General features: G+C 63.0%; 17 protein-coding genes and 1 pseudogene. 5 read left to right on the forward strand and 13 right to left on the reverse strand.

Annotation, left to right across the window (positions count from 1 at the left end; all coding sequences use genetic code 11):
• Positions 1-117 precede the first annotated feature (117 nt).
• Positions 118-1941, forward strand: a complete 1824-nt coding sequence (gene recQ, locus GWQ29_RS10335) for an ATP-dependent DNA helicase RecQ (RefSeq protein WP_265421824.1) — start codon at positions 118-120, stop codon at positions 1939-1941.
• Positions 1942-2027: 86 nt separating this feature from the next.
• Here the strand turns inward: recQ and GWQ29_RS10340 are convergent, their stop codons facing one another.
• Positions 2028-2330: a c-type cytochrome gene (locus tag GWQ29_RS10340; RefSeq protein WP_125608323.1), complete on the reverse strand. Its 303-nt coding sequence runs from the start codon at positions 2328-2330 to the stop codon at positions 2028-2030.
• Between the two features lie 104 nt (positions 2331-2434).
• Between GWQ29_RS10340 and GWQ29_RS10345 the strand changes: the two genes are divergently transcribed.
• From GWQ29_RS10345 to GWQ29_RS10355, 3 genes are all read left to right on the forward strand, one after another.
• Positions 2435-3862 (forward strand): protein adenylyltransferase SelO, encoded by a 1428-nt coding sequence (locus GWQ29_RS10345; protein WP_275919367.1) that lies wholly within the window; start codon positions 2435-2437, stop codon positions 3860-3862.
• Positions 3863-3872: 10 nt separating this feature from the next.
• Entirely contained in the window at positions 3873-4160 is a 288-nt protein-coding gene (locus tag GWQ29_RS10350; protein ID WP_275919368.1) for a DUF3630 family protein, read from the forward strand.
• A gap of 170 nt (positions 4161-4330) precedes the next feature.
• Positions 4331-5005, forward strand: a complete 675-nt coding sequence (locus GWQ29_RS10355) for a 7-cyano-7-deazaguanine/7-aminomethyl-7-deazaguanine transporter (protein WP_275919369.1) — start codon at positions 4331-4333, stop codon at positions 5003-5005.
• A 270-nt stretch (positions 5006-5275) separates the two neighbouring features.
• Here the strand turns inward: GWQ29_RS10355 and rraA are convergent, their stop codons facing one another.
• Complete coding sequence (gene rraA / locus GWQ29_RS10360; protein WP_005318362.1) at positions 5276-5761, reverse strand: ribonuclease E activity regulator RraA; 486 nt, start codon at positions 5759-5761, stop codon at positions 5276-5278.
• A gap of 145 nt (positions 5762-5906) precedes the next feature.
• Between rraA and GWQ29_RS10365 the strand changes: the two genes are divergently transcribed.
• A complete protein-coding gene (locus GWQ29_RS10365) occupies positions 5907-7760 on the forward strand; it encodes a methyl-accepting chemotaxis protein (RefSeq protein ID WP_265421821.1) in 1854 nt (617 codons plus the stop codon).
• Positions 7761-7825: 65 nt separating this feature from the next.
• Here the strand turns inward: GWQ29_RS10365 and mgtE are convergent, their stop codons facing one another.
• From mgtE to GWQ29_RS10420, 11 genes and pseudogenes are all read right to left on the reverse strand, one after another.
• Positions 7826-9250, reverse strand: a complete 1425-nt coding sequence (gene mgtE / locus GWQ29_RS10370; RefSeq protein WP_265448519.1) for a magnesium transporter — start codon at positions 9248-9250, stop codon at positions 7826-7828.
• A gap of 150 nt (positions 9251-9400) precedes the next feature.
• Positions 9401-10807, reverse strand: coding sequence for a siroheme synthase CysG (cysG, locus tag GWQ29_RS10375; RefSeq protein WP_275919370.1), 1407 nt, complete (start codon positions 10805-10807; stop codon positions 9401-9403).
• Between the two features lie 12 nt (positions 10808-10819).
• Positions 10820-11629: a nitrite transporter NirC gene (gene nirC / locus GWQ29_RS10380; protein WP_275919371.1), complete on the reverse strand. Its 810-nt coding sequence runs from the start codon at positions 11627-11629 to the stop codon at positions 10820-10822.
• Positions 11630-11680: 51 nt separating this feature from the next.
• Positions 11681-11998, reverse strand: a complete 318-nt coding sequence (gene nirD, locus GWQ29_RS10385; protein ID WP_234592656.1) for a nitrite reductase small subunit NirD — start codon at positions 11996-11998, stop codon at positions 11681-11683.
• Between the two features lie 35 nt (positions 11999-12033).
• Positions 12034-12105, reverse strand: a pseudogene (gene nirD / locus GWQ29_RS10390) (nitrite reductase small subunit); the annotation flags it as partial.
• Positions 12105-14651 (reverse strand): nitrite reductase large subunit NirB, encoded by a 2547-nt coding sequence (nirB, locus tag GWQ29_RS10395; protein ID WP_275919372.1) that lies wholly within the window; start codon positions 14649-14651, stop codon positions 12105-12107. The gene nirB and the pseudogene nirD (GWQ29_RS10390), both read right to left, overlap by 1 nt.
• Before the next feature lie 244 nt (positions 14652-14895).
• Positions 14896-15984, reverse strand: a complete 1089-nt coding sequence (locus tag GWQ29_RS10400) for an ABC transporter permease (RefSeq protein WP_275919373.1) — start codon at positions 15982-15984, stop codon at positions 14896-14898.
• A 4-nt stretch (positions 15985-15988) separates the two neighbouring features.
• A complete protein-coding gene (locus GWQ29_RS10405; protein WP_265448359.1) occupies positions 15989-17098 on the reverse strand; it encodes an ABC transporter permease in 1110 nt (369 codons plus the stop codon).
• On the reverse strand, positions 17095-18849 hold the full coding sequence (locus tag GWQ29_RS10410; RefSeq protein ID WP_265448360.1) for an ATP-binding cassette domain-containing protein: 1755 nt from the start codon (positions 18847-18849) through the stop codon (positions 17095-17097). Before GWQ29_RS10410 ends, GWQ29_RS10405 begins: the two co-directional genes overlap by 4 nt.
• Entirely contained in the window at positions 18846-19814 is a 969-nt protein-coding gene (hlyD, locus tag GWQ29_RS10415) for a secretion protein HlyD (RefSeq protein ID WP_265448361.1), read from the reverse strand. The genes GWQ29_RS10410 and hlyD overlap by 4 nt, the downstream gene beginning before the upstream one ends.
• Positions 19811-20443: a TetR/AcrR family transcriptional regulator gene (locus GWQ29_RS10420; protein ID WP_265448362.1), complete on the reverse strand. Its 633-nt coding sequence runs from the start codon at positions 20441-20443 to the stop codon at positions 19811-19813. Before GWQ29_RS10420 ends, hlyD begins: the two co-directional genes overlap by 4 nt.
• Positions 20444-20499 lie beyond the last annotated feature (56 nt).

Consider the following 20499-nt stretch of genomic DNA (forward strand, 5'->3'; position numbering starts at 1 on the left):
CTGTCATCAAAGCCGAGTAAAAACTCCAGCCAGTCTGCAACACTTTATTAACAGTCGCAATGGCAGGTTTATTGTGAGCGGCGGCTGCTTTAGAATGGCGACCCCAAAGGAGAGCCCATGACCGTCATTGCCGAAACCCTGCCCGATACTCCACTTGCCTTGTTGCAGGCGGTATTCGGCTACCAGCAATTTCGGCCGGGCCAGCTGGAGATCATCGAGCAGATAGTGGCGGGACGCGATGCCATGGTGCTCAAGCCCACAGGTGGCGGCAAGTCACTCTGCTTCCAGATCCCGGCGCTGCTGCGACCCGGGCTGGGCGTAGTGGTCTCCCCGCTTATCTCGCTGATGAAGGATCAGGTCGACAGCCTGCGCGCCAACGGTGTGGCGGCCATCTACATCAACTCGGCCCTGAGCCGGGAGGAGATGATCCAGAACTTTGCCGCCATGCGCCGCGGCGAGATAAAGCTGCTCTACGTTTCCCCCGAGCGCTTGTTGCAGCATGAGTTCATGGATCGGCTGGCGGAGCTGCCGCTCGGCCTGTTCGCCATCGACGAGGCCCACTGCGTCTCCCAGTGGGGCCACGATTTTCGGCCGGAATACGCGGCGCTCGGCCGACTCAAGCAGTGGTTCCCCCAGGTGCCCGTGGTGGCGCTCACTGCCACCGCCGACGAGGCGACCCGCAGCGACATGCTGCACCGGTTGGAGCTCAACGATCCCTTCATCCATACCGCCAGCTTTGACAGGCCCAACATCCGCTACAGCCTGGTGGAGAAGTTCAAGGCGGCGGAGCAGCTGCTGCGCTATGTGCAGAGCCAGAAGGGCAACTGCGGCATCGTCTACTGCTCAAGTCGCAATCGGGTGGAGGAGGTGGCCGAGCGCCTCTCCCGCCACGGCAGCAAGGCCGCGCCCTACCACGCCGGTCTGCCCCTGGCCCAGCGCCAGCAGACCCAGGATGCCTTCCTCAAGGATGACATCGAGATAGTGGTGGCGACGGTGGCGTTCGGCATGGGAATCGACAAGCCCAACGTGCGCTTCGTGGTGCACTACGACATCCCCAAGAACATCGAATCCTACTATCAGGAGACGGGCCGGGCCGGCCGTGACGGTACCCCGGCCGAGGCGCTGCTGCTGTACGACCCCGCCGACATAGGCCGGGTGCGGCGCCTGCTCGACAACATAGAAAACCCGCAGCAGTTGCAGGTTGAGCAGTACAAGCTCAACGTGATGGCGGCCTTTGCCGAGGCGCAGACCTGTCGTCGTCAGGTGCTGCTCAACTACTTCGGCGAGTACAACGACAAGCCGTGCGGCAACTGTGACATCTGTCTGGATCCGCCCAAGAGCTATGACGGCACCGAGGATGCCCAGAAGGCGCTCTCCTGCGTCTGGCGGGTGGGTCAGAACTTCGGGGTCGGTTACGTGGTGGAGGTGCTGCGCGGCTCTCTCAACCAGCGCATCAAGGACCATGGCCACGACAAGCTGTCGACCTACGGCATCGGCAAGGATCAGAGCCACGAGTACTGGATGAGCGTGATCCGCCAGCTGATCCACAAGGGGCTGCTGACCCAGAACATCACCCGCAATCTGGTGCTGCAGCTGACCGAGGCGTCCCGCCCCGTGCTACGTGGCGAGATGAAGCTGGAACTGGCGGTGCCACGGTTGCAACCCATCTCCAGTCGCAAGGAGAAGCGCAGCGGCCTGCTGGACAACGCCAACTACGACAAACGACTGTTCAAGGAGCTGCGCGGTCTGCGCAAGCAGATCGCCGAAGACGAAGAGGTGCCGCCCTACGTGGTGTTCAATGACGCGACTCTGGTGGAGATGGCTCAGCTGATGCCGATGACCGAGGCTGAGATGCTCGCCATCAATGGCGTCGGGCATCGCAAGCTGGAGCGCTTCGGCGAAGCCTTTATGGACCTTATCATCGACTACTGTCGGCGGTAGGCAATGACCCCAGCCTCCCGCTCAAGAATGGGAGGGGCACTTTTACACCCTTCTTTACAAGGGCTGGGGTCGCCTGGATAAGGGGGTTATTTCAAGCTGGCATAGAAGGCAGCCAGATTTTCCATGTCTGCTTCGGTCAAGGGGGCCATAAAAGGCACCATCAAGGGCTCCTGGCGACTGCCATCCTTGAAGGCTTTCAACTGTTTCACCAGATAGGCGGCATTCTGGCCGGCCAGATGGGGATAGTTGGGGATCAGTGCCTTGCCTTCTACCCCGTGACAGGCAGCACAGACCGCCGCCTTGGCCTTGCCCGCTTCGATATCGGCGGCCTTGGCCAGATGTCCCCAAGCCAGTGCCAGCAGCGGCAGGGCATACACCCATCTTTGCATCTTCTTCTCCTTGAAATGAAATAGCGCAATCGCCTGTTAGCCGAACTCGGCCGACGGCGGTATAAAGAGTGACACGAGCATACGCAGGGACGAATCGCACCACCATGAAGCTGATCAACACTTTTGCCACTGAATTGCCCTGGGCTTGTGAGCCTGTCGTCCCCCAGCCACTGCGTGAACCCAGGTTGCTGCATCTCAATCGTGGTCTGCTGGCCGAGCTTGGGCTGGAGGGTGTCAGTGACACTGACTGGCTTGCCTGTTGTGGTCTGGGGCAGCAGCTGCCTGGCATGCAGCCTGTGGCGCAGGTCTATGCGGGCCATCAGTTCGGTGGTTACAGCCCGCGCCTCGGTGATGGCCGCGCCCTGTTGCTGGGGGAGCAACTGACCACCGATGGCCAGCGCTGGGATCTGCACCTGAAAGGGGCTGGCAAGACGCCCTTCTCCCGCTTCGGTGACGGCCGGGCCGTGCTGCGATCCAGCATCCGCGAGTATCTTGCCTCAGAGGCGCTCCATGCCCTCGGTATCCCCAGCACCCGCGCACTGGTGCTGGTGGGCAGCAAGGAGCCCGTGTACCGGGAGCAGGAAGAGACGGGCGCAACCGTGCTGCGTACCGCGCCCAGCCATCTGCGCTTCGGTCACATCGAATACTTTGCCTGGAGTGGTCAGGGGGAGAAGATCCCGGCTCTCATCGATTATCTGCTGCGTTACCACTTCCCCGAACAGGAAAACGGCGCCGAGCTGTTTGCCGAAGTCGTGCGCCGCACGGCACGGCTTATCGCCAAGTGGCAGGCGGCGGGTTTCTGCCACGGTGTGCTCAATACCGACAACATGTCCCTGCTTGGTTTGACCCTGGATTACGGTCCATACGGTTTCATCGATGCCTATGTGCCGGATTTTGTCTGCAACCACTCTGATCCGGATGGTCGCTATGCACTGGATCAGCAACCGGCGGTGGGTTACTGGAATCTGCAAAAGCTGGCTCAGGCGCTGGCCGGGCATGTCGACGGCGACGCCCTGGCCACCTCGCTGGCCCAGTACGAACATCAGCTGATGCTGCACTACTCCGAGCTGATGCGAGCCAAGCTTGGGCTGACGCAGTGGGAGGAGGAAGATCCCGCCCTGTTCCGCCAGCTGTTCCAGCTGCTGGCGAGCCAGGGGGTGGATTATCACCTCTTCCTGCGCCGCCTGGGTGAGGTGACAGGGAAGGGGGAGTGGCCTGTCTCTCTGCTGGCCTTGCTGCCGGATCCTGCCATCTGGCAGGGATGGCTTGAACTTTATCGGGTGCGGCTAACCCGGGAGGGGAGCGAGGATGCTGTCCGCAAGGCACAGATGGATGCCATCAATCCCAAGTACGTGCTGCGCAATGCCCTGGCCCAGCAGGCGATAGATGCCGCCGAGAGTGGGGATATGACCCCGTTCGAGCGGCTGCTTGCTGCCTTGCAGCAGCCCTATGATGAACAACCCGAGTATGCAGATCTGGCTACGCCCGTCCCTCAGTGGTATTGCGGTGGTGAGCTTTCTTGCAGTAGCTGAGGAATAAACCATGAATTGGCGCGTGAATCGCATCGAACTGGAGCAAGGCGTTGTGATGCTGGATTGCCCGGGACTCTGCTGGGATACCTTTCCGGCGCTGGCCGAGGGCTTGTTGCAGGAGTGGGAGTTAGGGTTTGTCGACAAGGAGTGGGGCGCCGATCGTCACAGCTGGCGGCTGGAATTTGAAGGGAGTCAGCTCAGGCTGGAATATGAGCACTACAGCGGTTGCTGGTTGGCGGCAGTGCAGCCGGCAGATCGCGAGGTGGTGATCTGGATTGGCCGACAGCATAAAGATTGAACTATCGGTTTGGGGCCTATGGTCTTGTTCCTTAGGCGACAATGGCCGCTGGCCGAATCAGCAGCATAAAGATTGAACTATCAGTTGGGGGGCGTATAATCTCGCCCCTCGATTATCGCCAATGGTGGCGGTATGGGTTCCCTAACCCCATTAACCAAAAAGGTCACAATATGAATTTGACCCCTGCTCAGCACCGCACGGCGCTGGTGCGTCTCTCTTTGTTCCACATCCTGATCATTGCCAGCAGCAACTATCTGGTGCAGCTGCCGATCACCATTTTCGGCTTTCACACCACCTGGGGGGCGTTCAGCTTCCCGTTCATCTTCCTGGCCACCGACCTGACGGTACGGATCTTCGGTGCTGGCCTGGCACGCAAGATTATCCAGACAGTCATGCTGCCTGCGCTGACGGTGTCCTATGTCCTCTCAGTACTGTTTCTCGAAGGCAGTTTCCAGGGGGTCGGTAATCTGGCCGAGTTCAACCTGTTCGTGGCGCGCATCGCTCTGGCCAGTTTCATGGCCTATCTGGTGGGCCAGTTCATGGATGTGGTGGTGTTCAACCGGTTGCGCCTGCTCAGGGCCTGGTGGGTGGCGCCAGCTGCCTCGACCCTGTTTGGCAATCTGGTGGATACCATCGCCTTCTTCAGCATCGCCTTCTGGCGCAGCACGGATCCCTTCATGGCCGAGCACTGGGTCGAGATCGCCACCGTGGACTATGTTTTCAAGCTGCTGATAAGCCTTGGGTTGTTTGTACCGCTCTACGGTGTTTTGCTGCGTTACCTCAGCCGCAAGCTGGTGGGTGAGGCCGGATTGGCCGGTCTGCAAACGGCGACGCGCCAAGCCTGACGAGATTGACCACCCCGGCGGTGGTCAATTTTTTGCACTTTCGGAAAATAAGGGTTGCTTAGTTAAATGAGAATGATTATTGTTAACTTGTTTTCCGGGAAAGACTTCATTCGTTCCAACGTGATGGACTTCTTGTGAAGGCACGACATTGCTCACATTGCTTCCAGTTATAGGGCCAGTTCTTCTGGCCCTCTTTTTTTGTCTTTTTTTCAGCAAGTTTCAGCCATAAAAAATGGGAGCCAGGGCTCCCATCGTCATGTTGATTTCGGCTTACTCGATATCGAGTGCCTCAGGGGAGAGGATCACCCCTGTGGTATCTGCGTAAAGATGATCATCCGGCAGGAAGGTGACGCCACCGAAGTTGACCGGCAGATCCGTCTCCCCCACGTCCTTGCTGTCGGCGCCGACCGGAATGGCCGCCAGTGCCTGGATACCGATATCCAGATCTTCCAGGATATCGACTTCGCGCACGCAGCCATAGCAGACGATCCCTTCCCACTCGTTCTCGGCGGCTGTGGTGGCAATGTCGCTGTCGATCAGGGCTCGGCGCATGGAGCCACCGCCATCGATCAGCAGCACGCGGCCGACGCCGTTCTCTTTGACGAGCTCACGAATAAGACCGTTTGATTCGAAGCATTTGACCGTGGTGATGACGCCGCCGAAAGAGGCGCGGCCGCCGAAGGAGCAGAGCATGGGTTCGAGCACATCCACCATGTCCTGATAGATGTCGCACAGTTCTGAAGTGTTGTATTCCATTGTGTCAAATCCACCGCTGGAAACAGGTGGAACCAGTATAAGGAGTGGGACTGGCATTTCAATGAATATTCCTTGAACAACAACAGGGATAACGTTTTCTGCATAAGCTCAATGCAGTCCATCCCTTGTTTGTGAGAGGCCCATAGTGTTGATCCGTCATAAATTGATCCTGAATACCGCGCTGGTAGCCGTTGCCATGCTGGTGCTGAGCGCTCTGTTCCTCTACTCCAGCCAGGTAAGCCGCCACCTGGCTGAAGCCCAACGCAATGTGGATGGGCTCGAAATCGCCATGTTGAACCTGCGGCGTGCCGAGAAAGACTTCCTGATCCGCAAGGATCTGACCTTCGTCGAGCGCTTCAATAAAGATTTGGCTGATTTCCACGCCCTCAACCGGACTCTGAGCACAGATGACAACATCAGCGTCGTGCACGGTGAACTGGCTAGGCTGGATCAGCAGATGGGGCTCTATGGCAAGGCCTTCAACGATCTGGTGGCCCAGCAGCAGACTATCGGGTTGGGGCCGGAAGATGGGCTTTATGGCCGCTTGAGAGCGGCGGTGCATCAGGTTGAAGAGGGGCTCAAACAGCTGGATCAGCAAGGACTGCTCGTCACTATGCTGCAACTGAGACGGGCGGAGAAAGACTTCATGCTGCGCTCCGACATCCAGTATCTGGAGCGTTTCCAGACCCTGCACAAGAGCTTCCAGGATAATCTGGCAGCATTGCCGGAGGCTGACCGTGGCAAGCTGGAGCAGGCCAGCCAGCATTACCGGCAGGACTTCGTTGCCCTGGTGCAGGGGATGCAGGTGCTGGGACTGAAAGAGGATGAGGGACTGCGCAACCAGATGCGGGATCTGGTGCATCAGACCGAGCAGGGCTTTGCGGTTGTCGACCAGCATATCGCCGACGAGCTGGTACGGCAGACCTCCCGCCTCAACAGTCTGATGCTGGTGTGTGGCGGAGTGATCATAGTGTTGATTGGCGTCATGAGCGTACTGCTGGGCCGCAGCATAGACAGACCCATCTCGCGGGTGAATGACACAGTCAATCGCATCCGCCAGGATAATGACCTGCGCCTCAGGATTGAGTTGAAAGGGGCTGACGAGATGGCCCAGCTGGCGGGCAATCTGGACGTGATGCTGGGCGGCTTTCGCCATCTCATCGGCGACGTGAAGCAGAGCGTGCATGCCTTGACCGAGGCGGCGGATCACCTCTCCAGCAACGTCAGGCGCACGAGCGAAGGGGCGTCAAGGCAGTTGCAGGAGACAGACCAGGTAGCGACGGCCTCCACCGAGATGGGTTCCACCATAGAGGAGATAGCACGCAACACTGAGCAGGCTGCCAACAATGCCCAGGCGACCAACATCAAAGCGATGGAGGGGCGCACTGCGGTCGAAAACACAGTTCGCCAGATCCGCTCGCTGGCGGGCAATCTGGAGAGCTCCTCCCGCGAGGTGGCCCAGTTGCAGAAAGAGAGCGAGACCATAGGCTCTGTGCTGGACGTGATCCGCGGCATTGCCGAGCAGACCAACCTGCTGGCTCTCAATGCGGCCATAGAGGCGGCGCGGGCGGGAGATCAGGGCCGTGGCTTTGCGGTGGTGGCAGACGAAGTACGCAGTCTCGCCATCCGTACCCAGAAGTCGACCCAGGAGATCGCCGGCATTATTAGCTCGCTGCAAAAACAGACCGGCAGCATAGTGGGCATGATGGCAACCTGCCGGGAACAGGGCAACAGCAGCTCGGAGCAGGCCAGCACGGCGGGTGATCTGCTGGGGCAGATCACCCAGGATGTCACTCACATCATGGACATGAGCACCCAGATCGCTGCCGCCATCGAGCAGCAGAGCCTGGTGGCCAACGAGGTGAATCGCAACGTGACCAACATCCGTGATATCGCCCAGGAGTCGAGCCTGATGGCGGAGGAGAATGCCAAATCCAGCCATGGGTTGACCGAGCAGGCCAAGCTGCTCCACCAGGCGGTGGCCAAGTACCGGGTGTAGCTGCCCGAGCGGGATAGTCAAAGGGAGCCATAGTGGCTCCCTTTGTTGTTTGAGGCTGGTCGTTCCTAGATGAGGAACAGGGTGGCCAAGCCGAGGAAGATGAAGAAGCCACCGGTATCCGTGATGGCGGTGATCATCACGCTGGCACCTATTGCGGGATCCCGGCCGAGACGGGTCATGGTCATGGGAATGATGACCCCCATCAGGGCTGCGACCAGCAGGTTGATCATCATGGCCAGTGTCATCACGGCACCCAGCGCCGGATCCTGATAGAGCAGATAGGTCGCGACCCCCATGGTACCGCCCCACACCAGGCCGTTGACGAGGGCTACTCCCAGCTCACGCCACAGCAGGAAGGAGATGTTGCCCGCCTGGATATGCTGCAGTGCCAGTGCTCGGACTATCATGGTGATGGTCTGGTTGCCGGTGTTGCCACCTATCCCCGCGACTATGGGCATCAGGGCCGCCAGCGCCACCAGTTGCGAGATGGTGTGTTCGAACAGGCCTATGACCCGTGATGCCACGAAGGCGGTACAGAGGTTGATGGCGAGCCAGGCCCAGCGGGTCTTGACTGCCTTGCTGACCGGGGCGAACAGGTCTTCATCCTCGCTGATACCCCCCATGCGGCGCAGGTCTGTGTCACTCTCTTCATACACCAGGTCCACCACCTCTGCGACGGTGAGGCGACCCATCAGCTTGCCCTTGGCATCCACCACGGCTGCGGAAATCAGGTCATCCCGCTCGAAGGTTCGGGCCGCCGCTTCATCGTTGTCTTCCGGGTCGAAGGTAACGGGATCCCGTTCCATGACGTTGGCGACCAGGGTATCCGGTTTGTGCAGCAGCAAAGTGGTGAGGGGCAGCTCCCCCTGCAGGCGGTTGCGCCTGTCGATGACGAACAGCTTGTCGGTGTTGACGGGGATCTTGCCGCGCAGGCGCAGGTAGCGCTGCACTGTCGCCAGGCTCACCTCGGCTCTCACCGTGATGATCTCGAAGTCCATCATGGCGCCGACGGTGTGCTTGCCGTAGCGGATCACGTCCCGTACCCGTTCGCGCTGGGGCGGTGCCATGGAGGTGAGCAGGCGGCCCATCAGGTTGCGAGGCAGGTACTGGCCCAGATAGATCTGATCGTCGATGTCGAGAGAGCGCAGAGCGTGCAGCAGCGCCTTGTCGCTCATGCCGTTGATGAGGCTGTCCCACACAGTCTCCGATGCCTCGACCAGGATCTGGCCATGCTTCTCTTCATTCACCAGCTGCCACAGCGCGTGCCGCTCGTCCGGCGGCAGGGATTCCAGGGTATCGGCAACGTCGGCGGCGGGCAGTCGGTTCACCAGACGGATGATTTCGCCAGTCTGGTCGCGCTGGGTCGCATCCTGTGACGACAGGGGGTCGAGCAGGCTGTCGGTGAGGGCATCGTCGGCCAGCAGCAGGGTGAGGATGCGCCTTCTGTCTTTTTCACGCTGTTTGGCGCTGTTCTTGACGGGGTGAGACATGAAACGGAATTCCTGAAATCGGTTGGCCGGATGACCTCCCCATAGGATACCAGACTCAAAACAGGAGGTTATGACCATGAGTGCCGTCAGACGTCATAAAAAACCGCCGCCATGATGGCGGCGGTCTGAATGGACTGGCAGATAGCGGGTTCAGGCCAGTGCGGCGGCTTGCATCCCATGGTTGGTCTGACCGAACCAGGCGAGCTTGTCGGCCAGGGTTACCACCGAGCCCACCATGATAAGAGCGGGACTCTCGACCCCGACGGCCAGCTCCGGCAGCTGGTCGAGGGTGCCGCGGATGACCCGCTGGCGAGGCTGGGTGCCCCGCTCGATCAGCGCCACCGGCGTTGTGCCCGCCTTGCCGTGAGCCGTCAGCTTCTGGCGTATGGTGGCGCACGATGAGAGTCCCATGTAAAACACCAGCGTCTGTTGATCCCGAGCCAGCAGGGGCCAGTCCAGATCCTGGGTGCCACCCTTGCCGTGGGCGGTGACGAAGCGCACGCTCTGGGCGTGATCGCGATGAGTGAGAGGAATGCCCGCATAGGCCGCGCAGCCGCTCGCCGCCGTGATCCCCGGTACCACCTGGAAGCCCACGCCGCTGCCGACCAGCGTCTCCAGCTCCTCGCCGCCCCGGCCGAAGATGAAGGGGTCTCCCCCCTTGAGCCGCACCACCCGCAGCCCCTTCTTCGCCTCCTCCAGCAACAGCTGGTTGATCCCCTCCTGCGGTACGCAGTGGTTGCCCGCCTGCTTGCCGACGAAGATGCGTTTGGCATCGCGGCGCACCAGCGCCATCACCTCGTCGGAGACCAGTCGGTCATAGACCACCAGGTCCGCCTGTTGCATGTGGCGCAGGGCGTGCAGGGTGAGCAGACCGGGATCGCCGGGGCCGGCACCGACCAGGATCACTTCCCCTTGGGCACCGGCATCCTCGGCAAACAGGTTGTCGGCCAGCTGGTGGGCAGAGGCGTGATCCCCCCGCGCCAGCGCCTGACCGAGCCGGTCGGCGCCAAGCAGCCGCTCCCAGAACTGGCGCCGCTCTCCCATGCTGGCGAAACGGGCCTTGACCCGCTCACGCAGGCCACCGGCGAAGGCCGCCACAGCGCCGAGATGCTGGGGCAGCAGGGCCTCCAGTTTCTCGCGCAGCAGGCGGGCCAGCACGGGGGCCTTGCCGCCGGAGGAGATGGCCACCATCAGCGGTGAGCGGTCGATGATCGACGGCATGATGAAGCTGGATCGTTTGGGATCGTCCACCACGTTGGCGAAGATGCCCGCCTGGTTGGCGCTCTGGTAGACCAGCGCATTGACCTCGCGCCTGTCGGTGGCGGCCACCACCAGCCACTTGCCCGTCAGGTGTGCCGGCTCGAACTCGGCAGCCAGCCAGTCGATCGTCCCGCTGGTGGCAAGGGCTGCCAGCTCGGGGTCGAGCGCGGGAGAGACCACAGTCAGCCGGGCGCCGGCATCCAGCAGCAGGCGCGCCTTGCGCTCCGCCACGTCGCCGCCGCCAACCAGCAGCACGGGTTTGTTGTCGAGTCGGCAAAAGATGGGCAAGTAGTCCATGGGGCCTCCGGATCAGGCGGTTTGGGTCTGGCTGACGGCGTTGGCGTCGGTCACGGCGACCGGGCGATCCGCCTTGGGAGTGGCATACCAGTAGCCCAGACCCATGAAGAGGGCACCGGAGACGGTATTGCCCAGGGTCACCCACAGCAGGTTGTGGCCTATGCCGCCCAGGGTGTAGGCGTCTGAGTGAGCGCCGAACCAGGAGAGGGCGAACAGGGTCATGTTGGCGACCGAGTGCTCATAGCCGGAGGCGATAAAGGCCAGCAGGCACCACCAGATGGCGATGAACTTGGCGGCACCCTCGGTGCGCAGCGCCATCCAGATGGCGAGGCAGACCAGCCAGTTGCACAGCACCCCTTTCATGAACAGGGTCAGGGCCGGTGCCTGGGTCTTGGCCAGTGCCACCTTGTGGACCAGGCTGCCCGCATCCGGCAGCAGGCTGCCGCCGTAGGAGTAGATCAGTGCTACAGCGATGGAGCCGAGCAGGTTGCCGGCCCAAGTCTGGGGCAGGATGCGCAGCAGGTCGCCCATGGTGATCTTGCCCGTCTTCACCCCGAAGGTGAGGAACATGGTATGGCCGGTGAACAGCTCGGAGCCGGCGATGATCACCAGCGTCAGGGCGATACCGAAGGTGGCTCCCATTACCAGCGGGCGAATGCTGGGGTCGACCAGGTTGCCCAGAGTGAAGATGAGGATGATGCCCAGGCCCACATAGGCCCCCGCCATGGCGGAGCTGAGCCAGAAGCCCAGCTTGTCGCTGCGCTCGAAGCGGTTGATGCGGGCCGCGTTGGCGGCGCACTTGTTGATGGTCTCGGTATACATAGGTGTTCTCTTTAGGGGGACCGCCCGCGGGCAGCCCCGATATTCATGGAATTAGACGGCGACCCAGACTTGCTGGTCGCGCACTTCGACGGGGTAGCTCTGCACCGACATGGCTGCATTTTCGAGACAGTGGCCATCGCTCAGGCGAAAGTGCTGTTTCTTGAGCGGGCTGGCCACCCAGAGCGTGCCCTCGTGTTCGCAGATCAGGCCCCGCGACAGTACGTTGGCGGCGGAGAAGGGGTCCCGGTTGTCGATGGCGAACACCTCGGCCGCCGCGCTCGGGCGGAACAGGGCGATCTGACGCCCCTCGATCAGAGCGCAGACGCCGGTTCCCGGCAGGATGTCGTTGAGTTGGCAGGCGAATTTCATGATTGAACCTCCACATCGAGCGAAACAGGCATATTCTGGCGCCCTTCCAGCAGGGCACAGACGCCTGTGCCCGGAAAAATGTCATTGAGCTGACAGGCTAATTTCATCACTTTGCCTCCACTTCGATCTGGTAGATGGGAATGCGCTCCGCCGGAGTGGCGGGCCTGTGCTGATCGCGCTCGCTGACGAACTGGACGTCCGGGTCGCGCTTGTCGCTGTTGATGAAGTGGCTGAAGCGCTTGAGCGCCTCCTCTTCATTCAGGGTGCGGGACCACTCGCACTCGTAGCTGTCGATCAGCACCTGGATATCGCGCTCCAGGGTGGCATTCAGTCCCAGCTTGTCGTCGACGATCACTTCGCGCAGGTAGTCGACCCCACCCTCCAGGTTGCCGAGCCAGACCGAGGTACGCTGCAGTTTGTCGGCGCTGGTGACGTAGAACATCATGAAACGGTCGATCAGCTTGATCAGGGTCTCGCGGTCGAGATCCGAGGCCAGCAGGTCCGCGTGGCGCGGCTTCATGCCGCCGTTGCCGCCCACATAGAGGTTCCAGCCCGCGTCGGTGGCGATAATGCCGACATCCTTGCCCTGAGCTTCCGCACATTCGCGGGTACAGCCGGAGACACCGAACTTCATCTTGTGGGGGGTGCGAATGCCCTTGTAGCGGTTCTCGAGGAAGGCCCCGAGGCCGACGCTGTCCTGCACGCCGAAGCGGCACCAAGTGCTGCCGACACAGGTTTTGGCCATGCGCAGCGCCTTGGCGTAGGCCTGACCTGTCTCGAAGCCCGCGGCCAGCAATTTCCGCCAGATGGCGGGCAGATCATCCTTCTGGGCCCCGAACAGGCCGATGCGCTGGGCGCCGGTGATCTTGGTGTAGAGCTGGTAGTCGCGGGCCACTTCGGCCACCGCCAGCAAGCCTTCCGGGGTCACTTCACCACCGGCCATGCGCGGGATGACGGAGTAGCTACCGTCCTTTTGCATGTTGCCGAGGAAGATGTCGTTGGTGTCCTGCAGCTGGGTATTGAGCGGGCTCAGTACGTAGTCGCTCCAGCAGGAGGCGAGGATGGAGCCGACCGTGGGCTTGCACACCTCGCAGCCATGGCCGTGACCGTGCTTGGCCAGCAGCTCGTCGAAACTCTTGATCCCCTCCACCTTGACCAGGTGGAACAGCTCCTGGCGGGAGTGGGGGAAGTGGGCGCAGAGGTGGTTGTTGACCTCGATACCCTGCTTCACCAGCTCGGCGTTGAGCACCTGGCTGATGAGGGGTACGCAGCCGCCGCAGCCGGTACCGGCCTTGGTGTGCTGCTTGATGGCGGCCAGCGTGGTGTGCCCTTCCGCGACCGCCTGGGCTATGTCGCCCTTGGAGACGTCGAAGCAGGAGCAGATCTGGGCGCTGGCGGGCAGGGCATCCACCCCCAAGGTCGGCTTGGCGCCGGCGTAGGCGGGCAGGATCAGGGTGTCCGGGTGGCTCGGCAGCGGCAGGGCGTTGAGCATCAGCTGCAGCAGGTTGCCGTAGTCATCCACGTCACCGACCAGCACGGCGCCGAGCAGGCGGCTGTTGTCTTCGCTCACCACGATACGCTTGTAGACGCCGGCCTGATCGTCCTGGAATACATAGCTGTGGCTGCCCGGGGTGCGGCCATGGGCATCACCGATGGAGCCGACGGAGACGCCGAGCAGCTTGAGCTTGGCGCTCATGTCCGCCCCTTCGAAACGGCTGTCGCCGCCTAGCAGATGGTCGACCGTGATCTGGGCCATCTTGTAGCCCGGGGCCACCAGGCCGAAGAAGCGGCCCTGCCAGGCGGCGCACTCGCCGATGGCGTAGATGTCGGGATCCGAGGTGAGGCAGCTGTCATCGATGACGATGCCGCCGCGCTCGGCAATGGCCAGATCGCCGTAGCGACCGAGGGTATCCTGCGGGCGGATGCCGGTGGAGAAGACCACCACATCCACTTCCAGCTGGCTGCCGTCGGCAAAGGCGAGGCGATGCTGGGCGTCACGACCGCCGTGCATCAGGATCTCGCTGGTGCTCTTGCTGGTGTGAACCTGCACCCCCATGGATTCGATCTTGCGGCGCAGCAGCTGGCCACCCTGGCCGTCGAGCTGCTCCGCCATCAATACAGGAGCGAATTCCACCACGTGGGTCTCGAGGCCCAGTGCCTTGAGGGCGCCGGCCGCTTCCAGGCCGAGCAGGCCGCCCCCAATGACAACACCACTCTTGCCGCTCTTGGCTGCGCTGCGGATGGCTTTCAGATCCTCTATGGTGCGATAGACGAAGCTCTCGTGGTGCTGACTGCCCGCAATGGGCGGCACCCAGGGGTAGGAGCCGGTGGCCAGCACCAGCTTGTCGTACACGACCACAGTGCCCTTGTTGGAATGCACTTCGCGGGCCGCCCTGTCGATTTTTTTCACCGCTTCGCCGAGCAGCAGGCGGATGCCGTGCTTCTCGTAAAAACCGGGTTTGACGAGGGAGAGATCTTCGCTGGTGTGGTGGGAAAAGTAGGAGGAGAGATGGACACGATCGTAGGCGGGACGCGGTTCTGCACCGAAGACGGTGATCTCGAACCGGTCCGGATCGGCCCGCTCGATCAACTCTTCGATGAAGCGGTGCCCCACCATGCCGTTCCCTATGACGGCCAGCCTGACTTTGCTCATGATTGCCTCTAGTTTGGAGTAATAAAACATCATTCTGAGGCTAGGCTACCCAGTCGCAGGGACGGGACGATTGATGCAAATCAAGTGTCTATTTATATATCTCCTCAGGGGTAATTCGAGGGAATTCAAACCTATACATAAATGGGTATACCAGTTGACGGTTTCCGTACCCGGCGCGACCGCTGGCCCCGGTCGAGTTCCAGCATGGGGGGCAAGAGGCCGCCCCCTGGCAGGGGCCGGGTCATCAGGCGATATGGCGGCGGAACATGGCCAGCGCCAGGGAGAGGGTGACACCGGCGATGGCGAGCAGGGGCCAGAGCAGGGGCCAGGCCGCCGACCAGCCGAGATCCTTGAGGAAGACCCCCTTGAGCAGCAGGATGAAATGGCTGAGGGGATCCACGGCCGCCAGCCACTGGAACAACAGCGGCATGTTCTCGATGGGGGAGACATAGCCGGAGAGGATCACCGCCGGCACCATGAAGGAGAAGACCCCGAGAAACGCCTGCTGCTGGGTCGAACAGAAGGACGAGACGAAGAGCCCTATCCCCGCCAGCGCCAGGCCGTAGCAGACCATGCCCGCCATCAGCAGAGTGGTGCTGCCGCCAAACGGCACCTGATAGAGGAAGCGGGCTGCCAGCGCGACTATGGTACCCTGGCCCACCGCCACCAGAATGCCGGGTACCGCCTTGCCCGCCATGATCCAGCCCGCGGTGAGGGGGGAGACCAGCAACTGGTCGAAGGTGCCCTCTTCCCGCTCCCGCGCCACCGACAGGGCGGTGACGATGAGGCAGCCTATGGTGGTGATGATGGCCACCAGGGAGGGCAGTATGTGCCAGCTGAACTCGATGTTGGGGTTGTAGAGGTGGCGCACCGCCAGCTCCGGCAGCCCCTTGCCCTCGCTCTGCCAGCGGGCGATCACCTGATTGATGTAGCCTGCCGCGACCTGCCCCCCGTTGGAGCGGCGCCCGTCGATGATGAGCTGCAGCTTGGCTTGTTCGCCCCTGGCCAGACGGCGGGAGAAATCCTGCGGGATGATGAGGCCGATCAGGGCCTGCTGCCCCGTGATGGCATCTGTCATCCCAGCCTCGCCCGCCACCGGCATTACAGTGGTGAAGGCGGGCATGTGGGTGAGGCGTTTGATGAGCTCCCGGCTCTGCGCCCCCCCATCCTGGTCGTAGATGGCCAGGGTGTTGCCGGTCACCTCCAGGGTGGCGGCGAAGGGGAAGAGTGCCGTTTGCAGCAGCACCGGCATGATCAGCAGGAAGCGTCCCTGGGTATTGCCCATCAGGGCTTGCAACTCTTTTCGGATCAGCCACCAGAGTCGGATCAGCATGGGGTTACTCCAGGGTGCGCCGCGTCTTGCGGGCGGTGAGGGCCAGCCAGAAGGCGGCCAGCAGCAACAGGCAGACGCCGTTAACCAGCAGGATGGAGAGCACGTTGCCCGCCTGGTAGAGGGTCTGCAACGAGCTCGCGAAGTAGCGGGCCGGGATCAGGTGGGTGATGGCTCGCAGCAGCGGCGGCATGCTGGCGATTTCGAACACGAAACCCGAGAGCATCATGGCCGGCAGAAACGCCGCCGTCAGTGCGGCCTGGGCGGCGTTGAACTGGCTGCGCATCACTGTGGAGAGAAAGAGCCCGAGCCCGAGGGCGCTGCCGAGAAACAGGGTGGTGAGCACGAACAGGGCGATCAGCGAGCCGCGCCAGGGGACCCCCATCACAGCCACCGAGAAGAGCAGGCAGATGAGCATGGCGGCGATGCCGAGCCCGTAGTAGGGCAGCAGCTTGGAGAGTAGCAGCTCTGTCTTGGTCACCGGGGTGGCGAGCAGCGCCTCCATGGTGCCGCGCTCCCACTCCCGGGCCACCACCAGGGAAGTGAGCAGTGCGCCTATGATGGTCATCACAACGGCGATGGACCCGGGCACCAGGAAGTTGCGGCTCACCAGCGCCGGGTTGAACCAGGCGCGGCTCTCCACCGCCACCGGCAGGGAAACTCCCTCCCTGACGAGCCACCCCTGCCAGATCCCCTGCACATAGTTGGTGACGAAGTTCGCCGTGTTGGGTTCGGAGCCGTCGGTGAGCAGCAAGACCCTGGGGGTGCTGCCGCCCTGGCCCGCCATGGCACGGGAGAACCCCTCGTCGATCACCAGCAGGCCGCGGATCTCGCCGCGCTCAAGGCTGCCGAGCAGCGCCTCCTTGCTCGGACCGCCCTGCACCTCAAGGGCGTTCGAGCCGCGCAGGGCCTGTTCTAGGCGGATGGCCGGTGCGCCGCCATCGGTGCGCCAGATGCCGAGTCGCAGGTGATCCACGTCCAGGTTGATGGCGTAGCCCATCACCACCAGCAGCACCACAGGCATGATGAAGGCGATGAGGATGCTGCTGGGGTCGCGCACTATTTGCAGGGACTCCTTGTGGCACAGGGCCAGCAGACGGCGGCGGTTGATGCTCATGCGTCCTCCTCGCTGGCCTGTTCGACTAGCGTGATGAAGGCCTCTTCCATCGTTGGTAATGAAGAGGTTGGTAAGGAGAGGGTGGCCCCCCCGGCGGCACTGGCCTTGAGTTCGTCCGGGGTGCCGAGCGCCAGCAGGCGACCGCGGTAGATGAGGGCGATGCGGTCGCAATACTCCGCCTCGTCCATGAAGTGGGTGGTGACCAGCACTGTCACGCCGTGATCGGCCAGGGCGTTGATGTGGGACCAGAACTCCCGCCGGGTCACCGGATCGACCCCTGAGGTAGGCTCGTCGAGGAACAGCAACGGCGGTTCGTGGAGCAGGGCGCAGGCGAGGGACAGGCGCTGGCGCAGGCCAAGGGGCAGGGATTCCGTCTGCTGGCCGAGCCAAGGGCCGAGGGTGAACGCCTTCACCATGGCGTCGATGCGCGTCTGCTGCTGGCGACCGAACAGGCCGTAGATGCCGGCGAAGAACGACAGGTTCTGGGCCACGGTGAGTTGCTTGTAGAGGGAGAACTTCTGGGCCATGTAGCCGAGGTGCTGACGCGCCGCCGAGGGACTGCGGGCCAGATCGATGCCAGTCACCAGCGCCTGCCCGCTGCTTGGGCGCAGCAGGCCGCACTCCATCTTGAAGGTGGTGGACTTGCCCGCGCCGTTGGGGCCGAGCAGGCCGAAGATCTCCCCCCGGCGCACCGCGAAGCTGACGTCGTCGGTGGCGGTGAAATCGCCGAAACGCTTGGTGAGGCGGCGGGCCTCGATCACCGCCTCCGGGGAGACCCCCTTGGGCAGGCTGGCCTCGCGCATCAGCTGAGCCAGGCTGGATTCTCCACCCGGGCCTCCCCCCAGCAGATCGATAAAGGCATCTTCGAGCCGCGCAGGGGTCGGTACGAAGCCACCCTCCGAGAGGCCGAGCTCCGCCAGGGGAGGTGGTATCTGGCCCGGGCGCAGCAGCAGACGCACCCGCTCCCCCGCCACAGTGCCGTCCATCACCGCCGGGTGGGCCAGGGCGCGGCGCAGCAGGGCGCGCCGCTCACGGCCGTCCAGTTCTCCGGCTTCCAGCAGCCAGCAGCGGCTCGCCATGGCCCCCATGAGATCTGCTGGCGTGCCGCTGGTGCGCAGCTCGCCGTCCGCCATCAGCAGCACGTGGTCGCACAGCTCAGCCTCATCGAGGTAGGCTGTGCTCCAGAGCACCGTCATGCCTCCCTGAGCCAGCTCGCGCACCATCTTCCAGAGGGCACGGCGGGAGATGGGATCGACCCCGACCCCGGGCTCGTCGAGCAGCAGCACGTCCGGGGTGCCGAGCAGGGCGCAGGCCAGACCCAGCTTCTGCTTCATTCCCCCCGACAGCTTGCCCGCCGGCCGTGCGGTGAAGCGGGCTAGATCGGTTAAGGCGAGCAGGCGCGCAAAGGTGGGGCTGCGCTCTGGCTCCAGCACCCCGCGCAAGTCAGCATAGAGGCTGAGGTTCTCCTGCACGCTGAGATCCTCGTAGAGCCCGAACTGCTGGGGCATGTAGCCCAGCCGCTGACGCAGGGCGTCCCCCTCGCGCACCGGATCCAGCCCCAGCACCCGGATTTCCCCGGTCTCCGGTACCAGCAGACCGGCCAGCAGGCGCAGCAGTGTGCTCTTGCCAGCTCCGTCGGGCCCCACCAGGCCCGTGATGCCGCCGGTCGGAATGGTGGCCGAGATGGCGTTGAGAGCCACCCGTTCGCCGAAGCGCTTGGTGAGCCCTGCGAGCTGGATGGCGGTGTTCATGGCTGTAGCCTGACGGTGACCGGCATCCCCTGGCGCAGGGCGGAGTCAGGATCCTGTACCACTATGCGCAGCCGGTAGACCAGGTGGGTGCGAAGATCCGGCGTCTCCACGGATTTGGGGGTGAACTCGGCGGTGGGGGAGACAAAGCCCACCACCCCCTGATAGGGCTTGTCCGGCCTTGAGTCAGTGGTCAGGGTCACCCTGGCACCGCTCGGGAAGTGGCCGAGCCAGGGCTCCTCCACATAGGCGCGCACCCAGACCGGCGCTGTCAGTGAGAGGTTGAAGGCGGTAGCCCCCGGCTGCACTATGCTACCGGCCTCGATGGCGCGGGTGAGGAGTATGCCGTCGCTCGGGGCTGTCAGCACGGCGTCGGCGAGTGCCAGTTCGGCGCTGGCCAGCGCCGCTTTGGCCCCTTGCAGCTGGGCATCTGACTGGGCAATTTCTTCGGGGCGATAGCCGGTCTCGAGCTGGCCGAGCTGCTCGCGGGCGGAGCGCACCTGGGCCTGGGTCTGATCCCGCTGGGAGCGGGCGCTGTCGAGCTGGCCACGGGAGATGGCGCCGGTCGCCGCCAGCGCACTCTGGCGACGCCACTGCTGCTCTGCCTCGAGGGCGGCCGCCTCGGCGGCGGCCAGCTCGGCCCGTGCCCTGTCGGTCTCTTCCCTGCGATACCCCTTGTGGATCAAGGCGTTGGCCGCTTCAATCGCGGCCAGATTGGCGCGGGCGCTGTCGCGCTCGTGGGCGAGGGGTACGGGATCGAGACGGGCCAGCGGCTGACCCGCCTTGATGATGTCCCCCTCATCGACCAGCACCTCGCTGACCCTGCCGCCGACCCTGAATGCCAGGTTCACATCGCGGATGTCGACGTTGCCGTAGAGGATGGAGCCGTCGGCTGGGCGGCTTTGCCACCAGAGGTAGCCACTGAGCAGGGTCAGCAGCACGGCCAGAATGGCGATGCGTTGCTTCATGCGGGATCTCCTTCGGGGCGGCGCAGGCCGCGCAGGGCCCATACCAGGCGTTGCTGGGCGGCCTCGGGATTGTCTATCTGGGACAAAAACGGCGCCGCCTCCGGAGGCAGCCAGCCGAGCTGGCGACCGCCACCGGCGATCACCAGGGGCAGACCGACGGAGCCCATGATGAAGATCATCAGCTGCAACGGGTTACCCGCCACCAGGGATTCCTCCGCCTGCGCCTTCTGAACCTGCTCGAGCAGCAGCAGGGGGTGGCGGCGCGGCAGGCTCAGCAAAAAGCGCTGGGCCGCGCTCTCGCCGGACAGGGCATCGCCAAATAGGTGATTGATGAAGCTGCGCTGGCGCGCCACCAGGGCGATCACCGCCACCATGGTGGCCTCGAAGGTTGCGAGGGCAGAGGGGTAGGTGCCGCGGGCAGCCACCGCCTTGAGCTCATCAAAGAGGGGGGTGTACCAGAGCTCCACCAACTCGTCGATGAAGGCGTCGCGGTTGCCAAAGTGATAGACGAAGGTGCCGAGATTGACCTCGGTCGCCGCCGCCAGCTCGCGCACCGTGAGGCCGCGCAGCCCCTTGTCGGTGGCGATCGCAAGGCCCGTATCGAGCAGTTTTTGACGAGTGGGGTGCATCTAATAGCGCTCCTGTTGCACAGATTTTGATCTGAATTATACGCGCGTATAAACTC

Origin of the sequence: Aeromonas sp. 2HA2 (genome assembly GCF_029237345.1) — a bacterium.
Classification (GTDB): Bacteria; Pseudomonadota; Gammaproteobacteria; order Enterobacterales; family Aeromonadaceae; genus Aeromonas; species Aeromonas salmonicida.